Here is a 19,968-nt window from a genome sequence, read left to right on the forward strand (position 1 = left end):
ATTTATAACTATTAAAAATTAAAAAATATGATATTTATTTCTGCTCAACCGGATCAAATCTATTTTATCTGGCAATTGGAAATTCAGTTACGAAATCTAGCATCGTTGGGGATAAAAAAACATCAAGTTCAAGTATTAATTGGCTTTGATCCAAAAAAAGGCGTGAAAAAGGCATTACAGCACTTTATGATAGAAAATGACAATTATGCTCAATTCTACACTTATCCAGATCAACGAAAAGATCCTAAGTATACCTCATCAATTCGCCCACATATCTTGAAACAACATTTTAGACTGTATCCCGAATTGCAACAAGAAACACTATTTTACCACGACTCGGACATTCTTTTTTCCCGGATTCCTAATATACATAAGGAAGATAACAATCAGACCTGCTATGTTTCGGACACCCGGAGATATTTAGATGTTAACTATATACGAAGAGTCGCATGCGAACAACTGCTCGATGATATGTTGAAAATTATAGGTCTTTCCAAAGAAAAACTCGAACAGGAAAACCACCAGGCGGGGGGCGCGCAATATATTTTAAAAGGCACCACATCTGAATTTTGGGGAAAGGTAGAGGAGAACTGCGAAGCATTATATATATTAATGAATAAGTATAACACTGAGCTTTGGGAACAGCGATATCCCCGAACAAAAGAATATAAGAGTAAAAAGATAGGGATACAATCGTGGTGCGCGGACATGTGGGCTGTGTTGTGGAATTTATGGTTGTATGATAAAAAAGTGGAGATACACGCAGAAATGGCCTTTTCTTGGCCATACAGCCCGATAAAGGAATGGGAAGCTAAGGCTATTCAGCATTACTCAGGAAATATCAAGGAAAAGGACATATTTTTTAAAAAGAATGAGTACGTCAATTTTGTTCCTTGGTATGACGATACGTTACAACGTATTCCCAAAACAAATTGTAGTTATAAAATTGTTGAACTGATTCGTAGTCGCAAAAATGAATTGGATCAGAATAGACCTGTCTTTAACCTGTATGCCATTGTAATCGACAGTCATGCTTCAAAAGGTTATGAAGAGGCGAAGTTTCAGATTATTAAGAAGTACTATCAAAAATATTTAGCAATTGATGTGTACTTGGATTGTACTTATTCAAGCCTTCAAATATATGACCTAAAAAAATATTCTGGCACCCTTACCTTGCCGATGGGCTGCATATTAGATTGTAGAATTATACAATCTATATTTGAGTCATCTATGTTAAACAACACCATTATTTTTTCCTTTAAACGGATTTATCGATTGGACCAACTCTTTGTTGAGGCATTCTCTAAGGTGTTGGATGTTGAGTTGTTAACACTAAATCACAACAAATTAAATTGTCTCGAAAATCCCTCTCTTTCGATTAGGTTTGTTCCTACCGTCAACACCCTACATAAGAAACGGGAAACGGAAAAAATTAAGAAAAAAACCTTGTACAGTGCCTATATGTTGTAACAATCAAATACATAAACTCTGATAAAATAATGAAAACTAAGAGCGTTTTACAGCATTACTTATTCTCAGAAAAAATAGATGATAATTTTCTACACAATTGGATCAGCAACGTCGTTGATGGTGGCAACACATCCTTTCAAGACGGGATATTGGGGGTAGGTTGGTTACTTGGATATCTTATTGAGCATAATTACATCGAAGCCGACGCGGACGAAATACTCGGAGACATTGACGATGCGATTTATAAGTTGTGTATTAGGGAAATAGTGGCATCACAAATAGACGTAAATGAGTTGCTATGTTTTGTTGGTTATTATCAACAGCGCATAAGCTACAATTCCGACGAACATATATATCGAAGATTCATCCACATGGAATGTATGAAGCTTTTATTGGAAAAACTGAATCAATATTTGCGTAAATCCGTAAAAATGCAGAAAAAGAACCTTGTTTTATCCACGAATATTCTAATGAAATACAGTCGCCTCGTAAGATCATCTTGCGTTAGCGAAGGTTTGGTCGAAGAACCTTTTTACAATACAATAGAAAATCTGATTAAATTTTATGAGCAAGAAAAGGACAAGAAAGTGTATTCTACATCAATTGCAAAGTTATATTTTTCTGTCAAGCAATATCATCATCCACACTGGGAGATTCGCCTTTTCCATATATTAGAGGAGTTAAGAATTAATCAACTTCCATTAGAAACGATTCAGTGGCTTTATTTGGCAGAAGCCGTCTCCTTAGAATGTAAAGAAGATATAAATAATTATGAGAAACCCCTAAGAACCCCCGAAAACTTTTCGGTCTACTTTGAATACATAACTAATACGGTTTAAAAAATATAATCAGTAGTGTCCCGGGAAAAAATAAAAAGGAGCAGTAGAAATTAATCGAACTGCTCAGGGATTTATACTTTTGAGTTACCACACAAAAAAGTATGAACAAAAGTAAATATTTCAGCGGACAGCCGGAATGAAAGATTGCCGGTGAAGGACCTGCATATTGAGGATTCGACCACTATAAGTCTTTTCAGTGATGTGCTCAAAGGTGCCGGGCGTAACCCGAAAGAAGGAAAAAAGAAAGGAGGCATCAAGGTGCATACCATGATCCATTCACGGGAGGATGTGCCTTCACTGGTACGTTTTTCATGGCAGCCACCCATGACCATGTATTCCTGAAGGAACTGGCGCTTAAGAAGGGATCCTTTGTGGTATTCGATAAAGGTTATGTTGATTACACCCAATATGCCAGTTGGGATATGGAAGGCGTATTCTTTGTGACCAGACAGAAAGAAAACGCTGTTTATGAATCTTTAGAACAATTTGCTGTCCACCAAAAGGATGCAGACCGTGTAATGGAGGACGAGGTGATCAGTATAGATGTAAAAGGTAGCCATTTATTATTGCGCAGGGTATTCTATTACGACCATGCAAATGATAATATCTATGAATTTCTCTCCAATAATTTCGAGCTGGAGGTCTTATATTATTCCTATTATGGTTAGCGCACATCTATAAAGAATTGATGACTTACATGTAGGGATCTGGCTACTAGCCACAGAATTTAACAGAATGAACCTTTAAAAAATCGGATTAAATGCGGAATTTAAAATTATAGATTTTATATTTAGTGTTTCTAAAAACTGGTTGGAGTATCTCTTATGCTAAACAAATTTCCTTTTTTTCGTCAACATGACTCGATGGATTGTGGTGCAACCTGTCTACGAATGATATTTAAATATTATAAAAGAAATATTTCCATTCATTATATTCGACAGCTAACCAAAACTCACAAGGACGGAGTGAACATGTTAGGTATCAGCCAAGCGGCGGAGAAACTAGGATTTCGGACTCAAGGGATACGTCTGACGTTGGAACAGCTTCATGAGATTGACTTACCTTGTATCTTACATTGGCGGCAGAATCATTTTGTGGTACTCTATAAAGCGAAAAAAGATATTTATTACATCGCTGATCCAGCTCGGGGACTTCGGGAGCTGACAACAAAGGAATTTACTAATGACTGGTATGCCCATAAAGAGCTACATAACGGTATATCTCTGTTATTGGCACCGACACCAGCCTTTTACGAGGACGATTCTGATGACGTGCTTTCTGACGAAGGACTCCGGTGGAGTTCTATGCTACGGTATTTTTATCGATACAAGCAACTATTCATTCAGCTCTTTCTCGGATTGCTGGTGGGAACCATTCTCCAACTCATTACACCCTTTCTAACACAGTCTGTGGTAGACATCGGTATAAGTACGAAAGATATTGATTTTGTCTACTTGATATTGATTGCACAATTGATGCTCTTTGCAGGACAGACGGGAGTATCGTTTATCCGCTCCTGGATTCTCCTACATATAAGTGTTAGGGTCAACATTGCGGTGCTCACCGACATGCTAATCAAACTCATGAAACTTCCGCTGAACTATTTCGAACTGAAAACACATGGAGACACCATGCAACGGATGGCCGACCAACAACGGATCGAGAACTTTCTAACCGGTTCTTCGTTAAGTACCCTATTTTCTTTTGTCAATCTTTTCGTTTTTAGCTTTGTACTGGCCTATTATAATGGCACGATCTTTCTGATTTTCGCGGGTGCAACTATTTTATATACGGTATGGATACTCCTATTTCTAAAACGACGGAGGGTGCTGGATCAGAAGCGCTTTGGAATTAGTGCGGATAATCAAACAGTAACAGTGGAACTGATACAGAGCATACAAGAGATAAAACTTAACAACAGCGAGAAACAGAAACGCTGGATTTGGGAAACCATTCAGGCACGGCTCTTTAAGTTTAAAGTAGCCAGTTTGGCTTTGTCCCAATATCAACAGGCTGGCGCTATGGCAATCAATCAACTAAAAACTATCTTTATCACTTTTATAAGTGCCAAAGCAGTTATTGATGGTGATCTCACTTTAGGTGGGATGATGGCCGTACAGTACATTGTAGGTATGGTGAGTAGCCCGATAGAGCAACTGCTGACTTTTATTCAACAGTACCAGGACGCAAAGATCAGCATGGAGCGGATCAATGAAATTTATACTCAAGAAGATGAGGAACCGATAGATCGAGACTGGGTAAAGGAAATGCCAAAAGACCGTTCCTTGAATCTCCGGAATATCACGTTCCGTTATTATGGTGCAGGCAATGAACCGGTTCTCCATGATATAAATTTAAAAATCCCCGAGGGCAAGACTACAGCACTTGTTGGTATGAGCGGTAGCGGCAAGACGACCATACTAAAACTTATTTTGCGCTTTTATAATACCGAAAAGGGAGAAATATGGCTCGGCTCAACAAAGTTGGATCAGGTTTCTCATCAGGTATGGCGGGCTAGCTGTGGAGTGGTTATGCAGGACGGATTCATCTTCGCCGATACCATCGAGAACAATATAGCTGTTGGGGAAGAATTTCCCGATGAGAAGCGGGTACGATATGCCGTCCGAATGGTCAATTTGGAGAAATTTATAGAGGAACAGCCCTTTGGTTTGAAAACGAAGATCGGTACAGCTGGCAAAGGAATCAGTCAGGGGCAACGGCAACGCTTGCTAATAGCCCGCGCGGTATATAAAGATCCGCAGTTTATCCTTTTCGACGAAGCAACCAACGCACTGGACGCAAGGAACGAACGGATAATTATCGATAACCTGAGGGAGTTTTTTGTGGGTAGAACCGTAGTGGTGGTAGCCCACCGCTTAAGCACTGTGAGCCATGCCGATAACATTGCGGTGTTGGACAAAGGGATTATAGTTGAACAGGGTACACATGCTGAATTAGTGAAACTTAAAGGAGAATATTACCGCTTGGTGAAAAACCAGTTAGAGCTTGGCAATTGATGAAGGAACAATGAAAAAAAGTAAAATATCAGAAGACATACATACCGAAGATTTACAGGACATCATATCGAAACCACCGTCGTGGCTGCTGAAATGGGGTATATCGTTAGTGCTTTTCATATTGTTGGCAATTGTTACCATGTCAGCCTTTATCCAATATCCCGATATTGTTAGTGCTGATATAAGGATTAACGCTGTAAATGCTCCCAAAGCGGTAGTTCCACGAGTATCAGGTACATTATCAAAGCTTCTTGCAAAGGAGGGAATGAAAGTACAAACCGGTCAGGTGCTTGCCTGGATGGAAAGCTCAGGTAAGCACAAACAAGTACTGAGTCTCCTAAAGAAACTTGTTCAACTCAGAAGTGTGTTGGACCCCTCTTTCTTTTTGCTCGATGCACCCCATAATCTGGATCTGGGAGAGCTTCAAGGGCCTTATCAAACTTTTTATGGAGCCTATATCAACTATCAGTCGGCAATTATAGGGGGATTATACCTGAAACAAAAGAATTATCTCTTAAGAGAAATGGATTATGAAAAGCAGCAGCAAAAGAGATTGCGCGAGCAGGAAGCGCTTTACAAAAAAGATTACCTCTTGGCACAGAAAGAACATCAGGCCTATAGTGTACTGGCAGAGAAAAAAGTTATTTCACCAATGGAAATGCAAAAACGGGAATCTGCTTTATTATCTAAACAGCAGCCACTTCAACAGATCAGTTCCAATATTCTGACTAGTCAGTCCAATCTGACGGCCCGTAGCAAGGAACTCGCCGAGTTGGAAAATAAAATAAGTACAGAGCGGACATCTTTTGTACAAGCGCTTAACAGTATCATCAGCGAAATGGAAAAATGGAAACAGCAATATGTGCTGATTGCCCAACAAGATGGAGAGTTGGCTTATTCCGGTATCGTACAAGAGAAACAGTACATCGAAGCTGGACAACCCATATTTTATATAAACCCGAAAAGCACAAACTATTTCGGGGAAATGCATGTAAGACAAAATAATATGGGCAAGGTTAGAAATGGACAACGGGTACTGATAAATATGAACAGTTATCCCTATGAAGAATATGGAAAGGTTGAAGGAAAGATCATTATGATAACTGATGTTCCTTACAGAGACAGCACCTATGTATCCAAAGTACAACTTATTTTAAAAAAGAACGAAAGTCAGATTAAACTTAAAATAGGTATGACCGGCGAGGCCGAAATAATAACTGAGGACGCAAGTCTTTTGAAAAGGTTTGGAAGAAATATAACAAAAGCGTTAAAAAGAGGAAACTAGGATATAATTAGGCGCATCTGCTTAGAGCGAGCGGAAGTACGGCATAGCCCTACTTTCCTCCCTTTGCGCAGCACTCCGAGGAGATATCCTCAGGGGATACAGTTGCTACATTTGACTGGAGACTTTTAGGGTATAATTTTTAACTTTAAAAATGCCAGTAGTTATTATGGGAAAAACACCATGATTATTTGATGAGCATTTTAAGCGGATGGCATTAGGGTTATCCTATGCGAAATACCCATTTCTTTCTTATCGTGTAATGAAATTTATGTGCATTAGATTTATATCCCGCCAACTTTTCAGTATGATCCGGATATTGCACACATGGAAAGTTTTTACAAGAAGCTGAAAGCAGAAGAAGTGAACCGGCGGCATCATTTCAGGACGAAACAGGAAGCAAAATTGGCCATATTCGAATATATTGAAGGCTGATATAACGTATCCGCCCGACCAAATGCATATTTCATGAGGGTTGTATAATGCAGAACTTTGCTGGATGAGCAAAGAAGCAAAACGAGCACAGATGCTTTCGATGATAGCAGACTGGCAACAGAGCGGAAAAAGCAAGAAAGCTTACTGTTCGGAAAACGGGATCAATGAAGCCACCTTTTATTATTGGTTTTCGCGCAGCAAAGAAGACGGCGCGGTCAGCGGTCGCTTTATAGCTATCGATAAGTCCTGCAAAAAAAGCGAAGTTGAGGTTATCTATCCCAATGGTGTGCGGATCAAGTTGGACACCGATCTTGGTCTTCTGTCCCGGTTGATCCGCCTTTACTGATGTTCTCGCTGGGTTCCTCGCACCGTTTTTATTTATATGATGGCCACTGCGACATGCGCAAGAGTTTTGACGGTCTATGCGGCCTGGTGATTTCGGTGATGCGGCGCCATCCCACCAGTGGCGAGGTGTTCGTGTTCCTGAACCGTAGCCGTACCCACATCAAGCTGCTGCACTGGGAATACGGTGGCTTTGTGCTGTACTACAAGCGTCTGGAGCAGGGGACTTTTGGGATATCGGAACTGAAAAAGGGAGAACTTTCCTGGAGCGACCTGGTCCTGATGGTCGAGGGGATACAGGTAGTGAAGAGCATACGGAAAAAACGTTATTCATTGGTCCAAAAACAGCTTTTTTGATTGTATAAACGCAGGTAATTTCGTATCTTTAGCGTATGGGAACGGCGCTGGAAAACCTATCAAAAGAGGAGCTTTTAAAGCTTGTTTCCAAGCAGCACGAGGCACTTGGGGCTAAAGACGAAAAGATCGGATACCTGGAATCCCAGCTTGCCATGTACAAGCGGATGCAGTTCGGGCAGAAGCGCGAACGCTTTGAAGGCGACCCCAACCAGACCACACTCCCGCTTCAGGCAGAGCCCACAGCAGTAGAGCAACAGCAGGAAGAAACCAAACAGAAGATCGAGTATACACGCAAGCGTCCAAACCACAGGGGACGTGCGAAATTACCGGAACACCTTCCTGTGGTAGAGATAGAGATACATCCCCAGGGCGACCTTGCCGATATGGTATGCATCGGCAAGGAAATCACCGAGGAACTGGAGTGCGAACCTGCCAAATTCTATATCAACCGCTACATCCGCTATAAATACACGCCTAAAAATGGAGATGGCGTGCGTATCGGCGGACTTCCCGAGCGGGTTATCGACAAAGGTATCCCCGGAGCAGGTCTACTGGCGATGATACTGACGGGTAAATATATGGATCATCTCCCGCTTTACCGCCAAAAGCAGATCTTCGCAAGGGAGAACATACGGATCGCCTCCTCGACCATCGAAGGCTGGACAAAGGAAGCCCTGATCAAACTCGAACCGCTCTATGAGCAATTGGTCTTTGACACCAAGGCAAAAGGATACCTGCAAGTAGATGAGACGATAATAAAAGTGCTGGACAGCGATAAAAAAGGCGCCACCCACCAGGGATACTATTGGGTGTACCACTCGCCGTTGGACAAAACCGTGCTGTTCGATTATAATCCCTCACGTGGCGGCCACGTGCCTAAATCCATGCTGGATAACTTTAAGGGTTACCTCCAGACGGATGGATATGCGGCATATGATAAATATGGCACAAAGAAAGAGATCACCCATCTGGCGTGCTGGGCACATGCACGCCGTGAGTTCGAGAAAGCCCTGCAGAATGACCGCCCAAGGACCGAAAAGGCCCTGCTGATGATACAGAAACTCTATGGAATTGAACGCAGGGCCAAAGAAGAACAACTTTCAGCCGACAAGGTCAAGGAGCTGCGGCTGGAAGAAGCCTTACCTGTAATCAACGAAATGGGAAAATGGATCTTCCAAGAAATAAAAAACACACTTCCTAAAAGCCAGATCGGAAAGGCCATGGCTTATGCCCATGCGCGCTGGGATGCACTTTCGGCTTATCTTAACGACGGAAATCTGCAGATTGACAACAACCTTATCGAGAACGCCATTCGCCCGGTAGCGCTCGGCCGTAAAAACTACCTCTTCGCAGGTAGCCACGAAGCTGCTCAGCGCTCAGCTATGATCTACTCCTTCTTTGCCATCTGCAAAAAACATGACGTGAACCCTTTCCTGTGGCTAAAATACACGCTGGAAAATATCATGTCCATCAACCATAAAAAACTGAAAGACCTCTATCCACAGAACTATAAACAAATTATTGAAAAATCAAATATGTAGTTCGTAGGGCGGATACGATATAACAGGAAAAGATTGCGTTAAACCCTTGGATATCTTACACAGTGCCAAGCTGAAAAAATCCCGTCAGAAAAAGCCGCTTGAAGGAAAAGATATCAACCTATTTCTAAAAGAAAAAAGTCTCCAATAGGCTATTGCAATTCCAATTCTTGCTTTATCACCATTCGGTTCAGGTGTGGAATCCAGGTACCAACTAACGCTTAGTGAACACTATTGATTTTTCTGTAGATACCGTTCGATGGGATTAGCCAGTTCATTTGCTGGGATATTTTTTACGATTATTTTTCCCTCCGGATCAATTAAATAACTTGCAGGAATACTGGATATATAATAATCGTACCTAACGGGATTATTCCAGCCGCTAAGATCAGAAACATTAAACCACGTAAGCAGGTCTTTTTCGATGGCGTTGATCCAACTTTGCCGGTCCCTAAAGTACACTAAAAGTAATATTTCGCCAATCTTGTAAAGAAGGGCGAGATCCTTATTGGGTATACTTTCATCTATTAAGATTTTTAAGGCGTAAGGAGGAGCTAAACTGATAGCTGTGTTGATTAAGATGAACAGAAAGAGCAATAATTGTATCTTTGCGAAAGGGAATACAAACTTGGCAAATACCTTAATATATTTCATTGTCGTTGATGGTCAATTCTAACATTCGTAATTTGATATGCCTCCATTACTATTGAGTTTAAGTTTGCTCTTGGAACGTATGATTTCCTCGCCTCTTAATTGTTCCCCTCTCGCGTGGTGCATGTCATTAAAAGGGTGTAGTCTGTATTTATACATTAAATTGGACAAGAATATCACCTGATTGTACGCGACAAGTTCCATTAGCGGAAACAATATTGCCATGTCGTAGGGCATTTTTAGAAAGGAACCGTCGTAATCTTTTAGCATATGTAAATCGGGATCTAATTCTAAGTATTTTTTAAAAACACCATATTTAAACGAGCGAATATGCGAGATACGCCAAGGGCTTTTTCGTACATTTTCAAACTCAGATCTTGAATACTTGCTACCGATGTTTCTATTGCCGTCATGGTTCTGCATAGAACCATAAGTTATCATGATATCTTTTTGCTGGTAAACCTGATTTAAAATCATTAAAACATACTTGTGGGGTAAGTAATCATCGGCGTCAATAAAACATATAATGTCATCATCGGAGAAGAGCGAACCTAATAGGACATCCAAAATATTCTGAAGTGCATACTTTCTATCTGTATTAATCTTCTTGCTTACAAACACTTCATCTGGGATTAATTTTAAACTAAAGTCATCCGAAACGTCATCAATGTAATGCAAGTGATAATTTTTATAGGTTTGACATCTTATGGAATCAAAATTATGCTCGATAAATTCACAAACATTTCTGAAGGTAGAGATTATATGAATTCGGTACTCTTTACTAGGCTTACTACGTAGTTGGGACGTTGAGAAAGCAAAACGATTCGCGTTTAAAAGCTTTAAAAAATCCAACCATTGCAGACTGATTTGTGATTTATTTATGTGATCAATAAACGACTTAATATCGTTGTAAATGGGTTTAGTTAATAAAAAGGAAAATACTTGGTCAACTTCGTGAACTACCCGGCAGACGTTATTAACTGGGAAGTCCTTTTCCTGAATGCTGTGTACAAATAGTACATATGCACCCTCTGGTAGAACATCACGAAGTGCATACTCTAAGTCCCTTAGATTTAATTCTTCAATTGGAAATTTCTCGCAAATGCAATAAATTATATCCTCGTCATTATTGATTGCCCAGTTAATAGCCTGCGTTAAGTTTTCATATCTAGATTGTCCATCTAAAATGTTGCTAGGAGATATGTCTAAAGTTTCATAGCCATTTGTTTTTAAAGATGTATAACGTTGTTCTTCGTTAAAAATGAAAGTAGGGATCATAATTTAAACTAATATTGTCGTTAATATTTAAAAATAGCTTTTGTAAGACTAGTATAGTTACATAATCGGATTGTTGCTTGCTATTCTCGTTCAACAACATAAAGTTAATGCTTTTTTGGTGTTTCAACCCAATAAAATAATATTTGGTATGTTATTTAGTTCTTACATCAATTGAAGCTCTTTTTAAGGCTATAAAAACATTTTTCATTCGAATCGATTTTCTCTTCTTTCTTTAGCCAAATAGTGGTTAAAATAAAAACATCCATACTAAAAGAGGCCGGGCGGCTTATACTATTGCTATGTTCATCACTACCATGCCCTTTTATCAATCTATCTAACTTTTCGTTTGAGAAATATGACAGCTAATGACTTAATAACTTATATCTGTCATACGGGTTATATTTGATCCGAGACTTAAATCTTATGGCTTTTCAACCGCACCTCCTTCTTTTTCCTTAATTATTTTTCAGCACGTTGGGGGGACGCGCTTCTTAATAGAATCAAGTTCTCCATTTAAAAACTGATATAAATAATTTTGATTATAGTGCATTTTTCTTACTGTTAGCCACCAAAAGTTTATTGAATATACTTTCTAAAAAAATAGTATCTTCTCTGAGCACCGGGAACCGCTCATTGACCTCCGGCTGTCCGGTAAAAATGAACGGTACCGTTTATAGAGCCTTTGGTAGATCTTACTGTAGCCTTCCCCGGAAATGTAGGCTTACCAAAAGGATTTGTAAAAGTTAAAGCAGGCGGATTTCTAGGAGAATTTAAAGCTGATTTTATGACTACTGATTTCGTTAGCTTTAAAATCGAACTAGCAAAACTTTATGACAAACTAAATGGAATTGCAACATTTAATACGCTGGAAAGTCAAGTTGAAATTAAAATCGTTGGAGATGGAATTGGACATTTAAAATCTGAGTGTGAAGTAATGGACTACGCAGGAACCGGAAATAAGTTAGAATTTGAAATTGATTTTGACCAAACTCATATTCCGAAAATATTAAATCAACTTGAAAAAATTACTGATAGATTTCCGAAAGTTGGAGAATTGAATTAAAAAACACTACCGCCAACAGCAGCTTTGTAATAGGGGGGCGTTCTTCGAAGACAGCTTTGTGGTTAAAAAAAGCTCAGTTCTCCCCTTAAACACTTGTGATGAAAAGCCCGCCCATCACAAAGCTGCAAAACGTTATTCAGTATTTCTTAAATCTTTAATCTCTTGACGTTTTCGGTTTATACTGTTTAATAATTTATTTTCCTCCTCTCTTTTAATCACTAAATCATGGAATTTATTGGGATCAAGAGAGTAGGTGGAATCGATAGGCGATCTGTTGAAAATTAAAGCTATTCAGGGTAGAAAAAGGATGTGTCGTTTTCTTTACTGCGCGAAAACCAGTAATAAAACGTAGCCTCATTGATACCATTTTCCGCGCAGTAGCGTTTCTTGCTCAGGCCGCTCTGCTGCCAATCTGCTATCATTGCAAACATCTGCAATCTTTTTTCTTCTTTGCTCATCCAGCAAAGCTACAGACATCATAATATTGTTCATAGACGTGGCTCATAAGGCGGATACAATGAATTACTGACTGCATTTTTTGCTATATTTATCTCCCAATAATAAAACTGCAATTCACTGGATATTAAACCTGCCGTAATTATTTTAGATGATGTTTGAAGATTGGGAACTTGTAGAGAAAATCACTACTGGATATAGTGGATGCGACTCTTTTACAGCAAAACGTAAAGATGGCGGTGAATTGTTCTTCATGAAAGTTTTGTCCAATGGCAGCCGTAAGATCCGTGAAAGGTTTCGACGGGAAACGGTCATCTATGAGACTGTAAAAGTGGACAACATCCCTAAAATTATTGAACACAATACGGAATTGTACAAAGATGAACAAACCTCATTATATTACGTCGCCAAACACATTTCCGGTTTACAGCTTGACCGATATATACAAAGGCGTAAGATGGATGAATCCCATATCATAAGCCTGTTTAAAGACTTGTTGCTTATTTTGAGGGCCTTGCATAACCAAGATATTGTGCACCGTGATATTAAACCACAGAACATCATTATTTCAGAAGACGGGGGGGTACACCTCGTTGATTTCGGAATAGCGTTTTGGGATGAAGATGATGAGCACCTCACGGAAAAGGGTGATGAGTTGGGAAACAGATTTTTACGGCTTGCTGATTTCAGTGCCAATAGCCTTAACAAAAGAAGTTCCATCAGCGACCTAACAATGGCTTGTGGCATTGCGAGCTATATGATTAGTGGTGAAACTCCAAGAAATCTCGTTGATGCTCAAGATCAATTCCCACATCAAACCGAAAAGGCTGCGGCGGCCATTAAGAAACTGGACTACGCCATATTTTGGAACCTGATTTTTGACAAAGGATTCCAATTGGACATGAGTAGACGATGGGGTACAGCAGACGAGATTCTTAGTATACTTGATAAAATGAAAAAAGAGAATAATCAACAGGAAGAGTATAAAAAAATTCTTGCTGAACACGGTAATTCCATTGATAAAGCAAAATTGGCCAGTTTGAAAAGTGCGTTGGAGAATATTTACTTGCCTCTTCGTCATAAGTTACACCAATTTGCGAAATCAAACGCCCCGGGGTTCCGTACAGAACGTTCGGAGTGGGTATATTATCCAACGTCACAAAAAAGAAGAGGTCATTTTAGATTAATCTCAATTTCAAACGATTCAAGGATTATAGTCGAATTTTCAGCGGAGGTCACTGGAAGTCAGGTTGTAGGATATTTAGCTGTCCAGAAACAAGAAAAAAGAGAAGTGATGCGAGTAGCCTTTGGCCAACCCCTTACAGATGTTGAAGAGATGGTAATGGATGAGCAAATTTCAGACTATCTACTCCCCTTTCTTGTTGGAGCACTCTGACAATATGATTCACTTCGACTGATAAAGGATAGGATGTCGTCGTTAATGCCAAAATAGCATCATTATAGGTTATCCTTTCCATTTTTCTCAATAAAATCCCCGATTACTTTCAAAATTCCTCGTAAGTGTTCTAATAAGTTTTGATCACCCCGACAACATTGGCAACAAAAGCCTACAAAAAGCCTCTAAATATCATATTTAGGGGCTTTTTTCATTTTTGTCATATCAAGATAATACAAAGCATATCAAGGTTTTTGTGCCCTATTCCGTGCCCTGTCCTTTTCTCGTATTATTGCGCTGGAAATAGATGTAATCAATTGTAGTTCAGTTGTTTAAATTTATTTTAATGCCTTTTGACATGTTTTGCTATGCCCTGACTTTTTAAGGGCGGTAAAACATATCAGAATGGCATAGAAAGGGGCAAATGATATGACAAGCCATCACACATTCAATTTTCAGTTCTTTCTTAAGAAAGACAAAGCCAGCAAAGGTACAGCGCCACTCTACGCACGCATATGGGTGGACGGAGTACCCGCTGACCTTTCCCTGAAATGTAGGGTCAGTATTTCATCATGGAACCATGATAAACAAAAGATTGAAAGTAAGACAAACGAAGATGAACGTGCCAGCGGTAAGCTACGCTCTTATAGGAAAGATATTGACAATGCCTATGATGAACTTGTCAGGGACAGACAGCCAGTTTCTTCGGAAGCGATCAAAGCGAAGGTCTTAGGCGTCAATGTTGAGATCGGTACATTGAAAGCGCTGATCAAATACCACAACACGGTAATCGGAAAGGTGCTCACAGAAGGAACAATGAAGAACTACCGGACTACCGAGCGCTTCATCCATGAATTTATCTCGCTGAAAAAAAGAGCGGACATCCACCTTTCCCAGATCGGAAACCAGTTCATCACTGATTTTAAAATTTTCCTGCTAACACGTAAGCCCGATAAAGGACAACGGCCCTGCTCCAATAATACCGCCATGAAGCACATGGAAAGGCTTAAAAAGATGGTAGGCATTGCCCTGAAAAACAAGTGGATCAAGAGCGATCCCTTTGAGCATTTTGAGCGGAAGATGGTGAGAAAAGACAGGGAACCGCTTGATAGCAATGAACTGGAAAGATTCAGAAAGGTCAAGCTCTTCAAATTCGGCCAGATCATAGTCCAGGATATGTTCCTTTTCAGTTGTTACACCGGATTGGGATACAGTGAAATATGTAGTTTCAGTCATCAACATATCATTCGGGACGAAAATGGTGACCAATGGTTGGAAATGGTAAGAAAGAAAACCTATAACACCACCGAGCAGAAATTTTTTGTACTGCTTTTACCGGAGGCGGTGGAATTGATTGAAAAGTACAGAAATCACCCCGCATCCCTTGCAAAAGGAACAATATTTCCCCGCTACACAAACCAGACAACCAATAGGTGTCTTAAGGTAATTGCCGTCCTTGCGGGTATCAGTAAAAAGGTCACTTATCATGTGGCAAGGCATACGTTTGCTACTACGGTCACTATGGAGAACGGGGTAAGTATCGAAAGTGTATCTGCCATGTTGGGGCATGCAAGCATACGTACTACACAGATATACGCCAAGGTAAAGAAGAAAAAGGTTAAAGACGAAATGGAAGTTCTTCGGGAAAAGATGCGACCCATTGCTATGCAAGCGGTCTAATCTAATTTCTGTTGATTGTTTGGTTTAAGGGTTTGGTATAGTAAAAATGGTTTTTTGACTGAGAATAGATGTTCATTTGTGATGCTTTATAATGTCTGTAATTCTTCGATCCAGGTTATAAGAAAGTGCTACATTCTTTAATCGAATGAAAGTATGTATAGTAAACACCATTACCAAACCGTTACCGATATAATTTTACACTCTTGTAAAATACTCATTATTATATACTTTTGGCTATATTAATCTTTTTTCTAAAAATTCGAGAGGAAATTCATATTTTACCATTTATAGGTCGAGCCAAAATGCCGTATAATTCCGCCTCAAATGCCTCAACAGGTACTTATTCTCATATCCCTTATAACGCATGGCTTATTTGAATGTTCTTACATAGTTTTAAGAATCTTTCTTTTCTTTAAAGATAGGGTTATGTAGGATAATACCGCACAGATAAGCCCGATCCAGATCATCGCCCAAAGCGCATCATGACATTGGGCCAACGTTCCTTCTTCGATAAGCAAAATTCTATATGCCTTCAAGAAATGGGTAAGGGGTATTCCGTTTGCTATAGCGACGACCCAGCCAGGCATTTGGGAAAGTGGCCAGGTAAAGCCACTCAGGATAAAGCTTGGTGTGGCTACAACCATCAAAACCTCGGTGGCTTTGAGCTGGCTCGGAATTAGTATGCTGACTAAAATGCCGATAAAACAAACCGATAGCACAAAAACTCCTGCGACAAAAGTAAGCGCTCCCAAATTTTCATAAAACGGAATCCTGAACCAAATCGTAAACAGGTAATACAAGATCCAGATTCCAAAACTCATGAGCAGGTATGGGATGATCTTGACGGCCATTATCTTGAGCAACGATTTGTTCTCCGAAACTAATTTTCCGAAAGTGCCGCTTTCATATTCCGAAGCAAAAGACAAAGCCAGTCCCAAAAGCAGCACCTGCTGCAGTACCGTAGCTAGAATTCCGGGCCATAGAAAATACATATAGTTGGTGCTCCGATTGTATTTTTTGATGAATGTGGTTTTGAAAGGCTCATATTGAGTCATCGCTACTGGCTCCGGCATACCCTGTTTTTTGAGGGCTTCTATCTGAACACCTGCTTTGAGCGTGCCTAAGCAAACCTGAATGGCTGTAGAAGCATAGTTAGCCGTTAAAATATTCGAGGTGTTTACAATCGTAAGAACTTCCGGATATTTTTTGGTCATAACCTGCTTCTCGAAGTTTTTGGGAATGATCACAACTGCCGGAACGTTTTCGTTTTCTGCTACTATTTTTGCCAAATCGTTTTGATCGTAGCGGATAAATGCGACATTCAGTACCTCATTATCTCCCATCATTTCGACGGCTTTTCGGCTCATAAGACTTTGGTCTTCATCCACCACCACAATGGGCAAATCCGTCACTTTTCCTTTTTTGTAGACGAATCCCAAAAGGATTCCGTACATGATGGGTGCTCCGATAAATAATATCCGAAGAACACTGTTGCTCCAGAACAGCTTGAACTCCCCTTTTATAAGCGAAAAAAAGTTTCTCATATTTTATCCTCATTTATCAGCTGTAAGCCGTGCGAGATTTTCATTATTAATCTTTATCCAATTACAACGTTTATACCAGGCTTACAAACCCAAAGTAACCGTAGTTTTCGTGAACAGATCTTTAGCCTGATTGACATCAATTGGATCGATCTTTATTTCGAACAAACTCTCTTGCATTTCATAATCGGGATAAGCTGTGGCGATGTTCGCATAAGCTCCCAAAGCTTTTACAGAAGTCACTTTTCCCTTTATCTGAGTATCCTTATAAACCACATTGACCGTAACTTCCTGTCCTTTCTGAATATTTGCGAGCCGGTTTTCAGGAATCGTGAAGCGGAAATAAGTTGATTCCGAGACCGTTCCGCTAAAGAGTGTGTAGCCGGGCAAAGCCAGTTCGCCGGGTTTAAGCGTAATGGATTCCAAAACGAGGTCTTGAGGCGCGATGATGTACCGCTCAGATTCTGCAACCGAAACTTCCTGCAAGGCTCCCAAGGCTCTTTCCTGTTGGCCCAAAGCCATTTTTTGCTGTTCGATTCGCACACCGTATTTCACGTCCGAGATCTCTGCCTGAACGGCTAGAAATTGAGCTTGCGCTCCCTGATATTTTGCAAAAGCTTCATCATAAGCCTGTTGGGAGACCAAGGAATCTTTCAACATATTAGAAAGCCTGTTGATTGATTTCTGCGCAAATTCATACTGTTCCTTCAGGGCCTGTTGTTTGGCTTCCAGTTGTTTCAGTTGATTGTCTGTTGCCCCCTTCAGCGCCATATCATATTGTGCCTTTGCGGATTGAACGGCTCCTTCTGCCTGGCTTTTCTTTGCGTCGACCTCCGGAATATCCAGGATAGCGAGTGTATCTCCCTTCCGGATAAAATCCCCTTCTTTTACGCGAAGCTCAACGATCTTTCCGGGAACCTTTGACACGATCCCGATTTGCTCCCTTTCGATTTTTCCCTGAATGGTATTGCTTTCCGGTTTGTTGCACGCGGCACTCAACATCACGGTGATTGACAATAAAAAATATAGCTTTTTCATGTTGTTTGATGATTTATCTTAAAACGGTTTTATTTAGTTCCCCTGTTACGGAAAGTGCCTCCAGTGCAGAGAGTCGCTGGTCGATCAACGTTTGGATTTTATTTGTTGATGCCTTTAACAGGTCATTCTCTGCTTCCAATCGTTCCGAGATGCTGATCAGTCCTTCCTGGTATTGTTTAGTCGCCTTATCCAGGTTATGAAAGGCTACTTTTTCCTGTTCCAATCCATTTTGGTATTTCTGGTTTTGGAGTCTGTAGTCCGATAGATTATTCGCTAGAAGCAAGGAAAATTTCTCTTTGGTATCATCCAGTTGGTTCTGTACTTGTTGGGAACTTAATTTGGCTTCGTGTATTTTATGTTTCCGTTCAAAACCGCTGAATATTTCCCATTTCATCGACAGCCCTACCATCCAGTTGGGACTTAGGGTAAATTCATTTACCCTCCCATGAAGACCGGAACCAAGGATAGGAATCGCAGGTGTGGACATATTAGCATTGAACAGGCTCGTATAAGCAAGGCCCCCAAAGGCGCCTAATACAGGTAAATAGCTTCCTTTTTCTTTTTTTATCATATAGTCGGACGCTTTTTTGAACGATTCCAGTGCTCTGAGTTCCTGCTTGTTCTCAACGGAGAGGTCATCTTGAATGATGTAAGGCTTTAGTAAATATCGTACATCTCCGATTTGATTCTCGGAGTAGCCGGTAAGGTAATTTATCTTTTGATAGAGGACTTTGCGCTTTCCCCGTAGCTCGATTTTTTTTGCCTGCAGTTCGAGGTTCGCCAGTTTGATTTTATCCCTGTCATACGGTATGGCCAAACCTTCTGCGATAGCGCGTTCTATCCGTTTGGTTTCCATGGCGAGGCGTTTTTCGCTATCATCTACGAGCTTTTCCAGTTCGTCCAGCAGATGGATCTGGTCAAATGAAGCGATCACGTCTTTTACCAGACTTTCTTTTTCCGCTTCCGAAAGGTAGGCTGTACCAATGCGTTTTTGCTCTAAGGCCTTTGCTCCGTTCTCGATCTGGAAGCCACTAAACAGAACTGTTTTTGCCATCAGGCTTCCGGCCAGGATATTGCCATTGTTATCCATTGAAGTTTTTCCATCATAAATCGGCTGGTCAATAATGGGAATTCTCTCTGTCGGTAAATCCAATGTTACTTTGGTGTCAAAATATAGATAACTTGCGGATCCTTCGACTTTCGGAACGTACTTGTTCCAAACACTTTGTTTTTCGGTATTGATTTTTTCTACTTCCAGGTTTTTGTTGCGTATGGAGGCATTCTTTTCAATCGCTTTCCTGACCGCCTCCTGCAAAGGGGGTGTTACCTCTATCTGTGCATGGCTGGACGTCGCAACCGCGACAGCTGCTACAAAAAATAAAATTTTCAGTTTCATTTACTTAAATTTTTCGATTTCAAACCTTTACTGGTAATGCCGGTTTCATATAATTCCTCTTTCAGATTCTATATAGGTATCGGACCAATGCTTTATCTTTCCCGTCGTAGGCCCGTATTCTGTTCAGCATTTGCACGACTATCTTGATTGGACGGTGCTGAGACTTGATCAGGATATCATTTAGCAACT

19 protein-coding genes are annotated in these 19,968 nt (G+C 40.3%); 13 read left to right on the plus strand and 6 right to left on the minus strand.

The window, feature by feature from the left end; translation table 11 throughout:
- The first annotated feature begins 27 nt into the window (after positions 1-27).
- The 10 genes from H8S90_RS24535 (at position 28) to H8S90_RS24575 (ending at position 9,283) form a co-directional block, all read left to right on the plus strand.
- Positions 28-1,470 carry a hypothetical protein gene (locus tag H8S90_RS24535; protein ID WP_187340387.1) on the plus strand — a complete coding sequence of 481 codons (1,443 nt, stop codon included), beginning with the start codon at positions 28-30 and terminating at the stop codon, positions 1,468-1,470.
- Positions 1,471-1,499: 29 nt separating this feature from the next.
- On the plus strand, positions 1,500-2,309 hold the full coding sequence (locus H8S90_RS24540; protein WP_187340388.1) for a hypothetical protein: 810 nt from the start codon (positions 1,500-1,502) through the stop codon (positions 2,307-2,309).
- Positions 2,310-2,459: 150 nt separating this feature from the next.
- On the plus strand, positions 2,460-2,651 hold the full coding sequence (locus H8S90_RS26320) for a hypothetical protein (protein WP_255501731.1): 192 nt from the start codon (positions 2,460-2,462) through the stop codon (positions 2,649-2,651).
- The gene (locus H8S90_RS26325; protein ID WP_255501732.1) at positions 2,621-2,977 is read left to right on the plus strand and encodes a hypothetical protein; all 357 of its coding nucleotides are present in this window, start codon (positions 2,621-2,623) and stop codon (positions 2,975-2,977) included. Before H8S90_RS26320 ends, H8S90_RS26325 begins: the two co-directional genes overlap by 31 nt.
- A 156-nt stretch (positions 2,978-3,133) precedes the next feature.
- Positions 3,134-5,326, plus strand: a complete 2,193-nt coding sequence (locus H8S90_RS24550) for a peptidase domain-containing ABC transporter (RefSeq protein ID WP_187340389.1) — start codon at positions 3,134-3,136, stop codon at positions 5,324-5,326.
- Positions 5,327-5,336: 10 nt separating this feature from the next.
- Positions 5,337-6,611: an HlyD family efflux transporter periplasmic adaptor subunit gene (locus tag H8S90_RS24555; RefSeq protein ID WP_187340390.1), complete on the plus strand. Its 1,275-nt coding sequence runs from the start codon at positions 5,337-5,339 to the stop codon at positions 6,609-6,611.
- A gap of 324 nt (positions 6,612-6,935) precedes the next feature.
- Entirely contained in the window at positions 6,936-7,043 is a 108-nt protein-coding gene (locus tag H8S90_RS26530) for an IS3 family transposase (protein ID WP_187340391.1), read from the plus strand.
- A 64-nt stretch (positions 7,044-7,107) separates the two neighbouring features.
- Entirely contained in the window at positions 7,108-7,389 is a 282-nt protein-coding gene (locus H8S90_RS24565; protein ID WP_187340376.1) for a helix-turn-helix domain-containing protein, read from the plus strand.
- Positions 7,389-7,742 (plus strand): IS66 family insertion sequence element accessory protein TnpB, encoded by a 354-nt coding sequence (gene tnpB / locus H8S90_RS24570; RefSeq protein ID WP_187340375.1) that lies wholly within the window; start codon positions 7,389-7,391, stop codon positions 7,740-7,742. The genes H8S90_RS24565 and tnpB overlap by 1 nt, the downstream gene beginning before the upstream one ends.
- A gap of 35 nt (positions 7,743-7,777) precedes the next feature.
- On the plus strand, positions 7,778-9,283 hold the full coding sequence (locus tag H8S90_RS24575) for an IS66 family transposase (RefSeq protein WP_187340374.1): 1,506 nt from the start codon (positions 7,778-7,780) through the stop codon (positions 9,281-9,283).
- 228 nt (positions 9,284-9,511) lie between these two features.
- On the opposite strand, the gene H8S90_RS24580 is transcribed toward H8S90_RS24575, so the two are convergent.
- Positions 9,512-9,934 (minus strand): hypothetical protein, encoded by a 423-nt coding sequence (locus H8S90_RS24580; RefSeq protein WP_187340392.1) that lies wholly within the window; start codon positions 9,932-9,934, stop codon positions 9,512-9,514.
- Between the two features lie 18 nt (positions 9,935-9,952).
- Positions 9,953-11,209, minus strand: coding sequence for a glycosyltransferase family A protein (locus H8S90_RS24585; RefSeq protein WP_187340393.1), 1,257 nt, complete (start codon positions 11,207-11,209; stop codon positions 9,953-9,955).
- Positions 11,210-11,891: 682 nt separating this feature from the next.
- On the opposite strand from H8S90_RS24585, the gene H8S90_RS24590 reads away from it, so the two are divergent.
- The gene (locus tag H8S90_RS24590; protein ID WP_187340394.1) at positions 11,892-12,272 is read left to right on the plus strand and encodes a hypothetical protein; all 381 of its coding nucleotides are present in this window, start codon (positions 11,892-11,894) and stop codon (positions 12,270-12,272) included.
- A gap of 354 nt (positions 12,273-12,626) precedes the next feature.
- On the opposite strand, the gene H8S90_RS26535 is transcribed toward H8S90_RS24590, so the two are convergent.
- Positions 12,627-12,764 (minus strand): hypothetical protein, encoded by a 138-nt coding sequence (locus H8S90_RS26535; RefSeq protein ID WP_370525670.1) that lies wholly within the window; start codon positions 12,762-12,764, stop codon positions 12,627-12,629.
- A gap of 115 nt (positions 12,765-12,879) precedes the next feature.
- On the opposite strand from H8S90_RS26535, the gene H8S90_RS24600 reads away from it, so the two are divergent.
- Together H8S90_RS24600 and H8S90_RS24605 are read left to right on the plus strand one after the other, a co-directional pair.
- Positions 12,880-14,124, plus strand: coding sequence for a serine/threonine-protein kinase (locus H8S90_RS24600; protein WP_187340396.1), 1,245 nt, complete (start codon positions 12,880-12,882; stop codon positions 14,122-14,124).
- A gap of 429 nt (positions 14,125-14,553) precedes the next feature.
- Positions 14,554-15,804 carry a site-specific integrase gene (locus tag H8S90_RS24605; RefSeq protein ID WP_187340397.1) on the plus strand — a complete coding sequence of 417 codons (1,251 nt, stop codon included), beginning with the start codon at positions 14,554-14,556 and terminating at the stop codon, positions 15,802-15,804.
- 383 nt (positions 15,805-16,187) lie between these two features.
- On the opposite strand, the gene H8S90_RS24610 is transcribed toward H8S90_RS24605, so the two are convergent.
- From H8S90_RS24610 to H8S90_RS24620, 3 genes are all read right to left on the minus strand, one after another.
- A complete protein-coding gene (locus H8S90_RS24610; RefSeq protein ID WP_187340398.1) occupies positions 16,188-17,348 on the minus strand; it encodes an ABC transporter permease in 1,161 nt (386 codons plus the stop codon).
- Between the two features lie 81 nt (positions 17,349-17,429).
- Complete coding sequence (locus H8S90_RS24615) at positions 17,430-18,383, minus strand: HlyD family secretion protein (RefSeq protein WP_187340399.1); 954 nt, start codon at positions 18,381-18,383, stop codon at positions 17,430-17,432.
- 13 nt (positions 18,384-18,396) lie between these two features.
- The gene (locus H8S90_RS24620; RefSeq protein ID WP_187340400.1) at positions 18,397-19,779 is read right to left on the minus strand and encodes a TolC family protein; all 1,383 of its coding nucleotides are present in this window, start codon (positions 19,777-19,779) and stop codon (positions 18,397-18,399) included.
- Positions 19,780-19,968: the final 189 nt, after the last annotated feature.

Origin of the sequence: Olivibacter sp. SDN3, from assembly GCF_014334135.1 — a bacterium.
In the GTDB taxonomy this organism is placed as follows: domain Bacteria; phylum Bacteroidota; class Bacteroidia; order Sphingobacteriales; family Sphingobacteriaceae; genus Olivibacter.

Excerpts from the sequence above, each read along its gene's own strand:
- H8S90_RS24615 (WP_187340399.1), bottom strand. The coding sequence starts at position 18,383 with ATGAAAAAGCTATATTTTTTATTGTCAATCACCGTGATGTTGAGTGCC.
- H8S90_RS26535 (WP_370525670.1), bottom strand. The coding sequence starts at position 12,764 with ATGAACAATATTATGATGTCTGTAGCTTTGCTGGATGAGCAAAGAAGA.
- H8S90_RS24605 (WP_187340397.1), top strand. The coding sequence starts at position 14,554 with ATGACAAGCCATCACACATTCAATTTTCAGTTCTTTCTTAAGAAAGAC.
- H8S90_RS24620 (WP_187340400.1), bottom strand. The coding sequence starts at position 19,779 with ATGAAACTGAAAATTTTATTTTTTGTAGCAGCTGTCGCGGTTGCGACG.
- H8S90_RS24540 (WP_187340388.1), top strand. The coding sequence starts at position 1,500 with ATGAAAACTAAGAGCGTTTTACAGCATTACTTATTCTCAGAAAAAATA.
- H8S90_RS24575 (WP_187340374.1), top strand. The coding sequence starts at position 7,778 with ATGGGAACGGCGCTGGAAAACCTATCAAAAGAGGAGCTTTTAAAGCTT.
- H8S90_RS24550 (WP_187340389.1), top strand. The coding sequence starts at position 3,134 with ATGCTAAACAAATTTCCTTTTTTTCGTCAACATGACTCGATGGATTGT.
- H8S90_RS26530 (WP_187340391.1), top strand. The coding sequence starts at position 6,936 with ATGGAAAGTTTTTACAAGAAGCTGAAAGCAGAAGAAGTGAACCGGCGG.
- H8S90_RS24565 (WP_187340376.1), top strand. The coding sequence starts at position 7,108 with ATGAGCAAAGAAGCAAAACGAGCACAGATGCTTTCGATGATAGCAGAC.
- tnpB (WP_187340375.1), top strand. The coding sequence starts at position 7,389 with ATGTTCTCGCTGGGTTCCTCGCACCGTTTTTATTTATATGATGGCCAC.
- H8S90_RS24535 (WP_187340387.1), top strand. The coding sequence starts at position 28 with ATGATATTTATTTCTGCTCAACCGGATCAAATCTATTTTATCTGGCAA.
- H8S90_RS24600 (WP_187340396.1), top strand. The coding sequence starts at position 12,880 with ATGATGTTTGAAGATTGGGAACTTGTAGAGAAAATCACTACTGGATAT.
- H8S90_RS24555 (WP_187340390.1), top strand. The coding sequence starts at position 5,337 with ATGAAAAAAAGTAAAATATCAGAAGACATACATACCGAAGATTTACAG.
- H8S90_RS24585 (WP_187340393.1), bottom strand. The coding sequence starts at position 11,209 with ATGATCCCTACTTTCATTTTTAACGAAGAACAACGTTATACATCTTTA.
- H8S90_RS24610 (WP_187340398.1), bottom strand. The coding sequence starts at position 17,348 with ATGAGAAACTTTTTTTCGCTTATAAAAGGGGAGTTCAAGCTGTTCTGG.
- H8S90_RS26325 (WP_255501732.1), top strand. The coding sequence starts at position 2,621 with ATGGCAGCCACCCATGACCATGTATTCCTGAAGGAACTGGCGCTTAAG.
- H8S90_RS24580 (WP_187340392.1), bottom strand. The coding sequence starts at position 9,934 with ATGAAATATATTAAGGTATTTGCCAAGTTTGTATTCCCTTTCGCAAAG.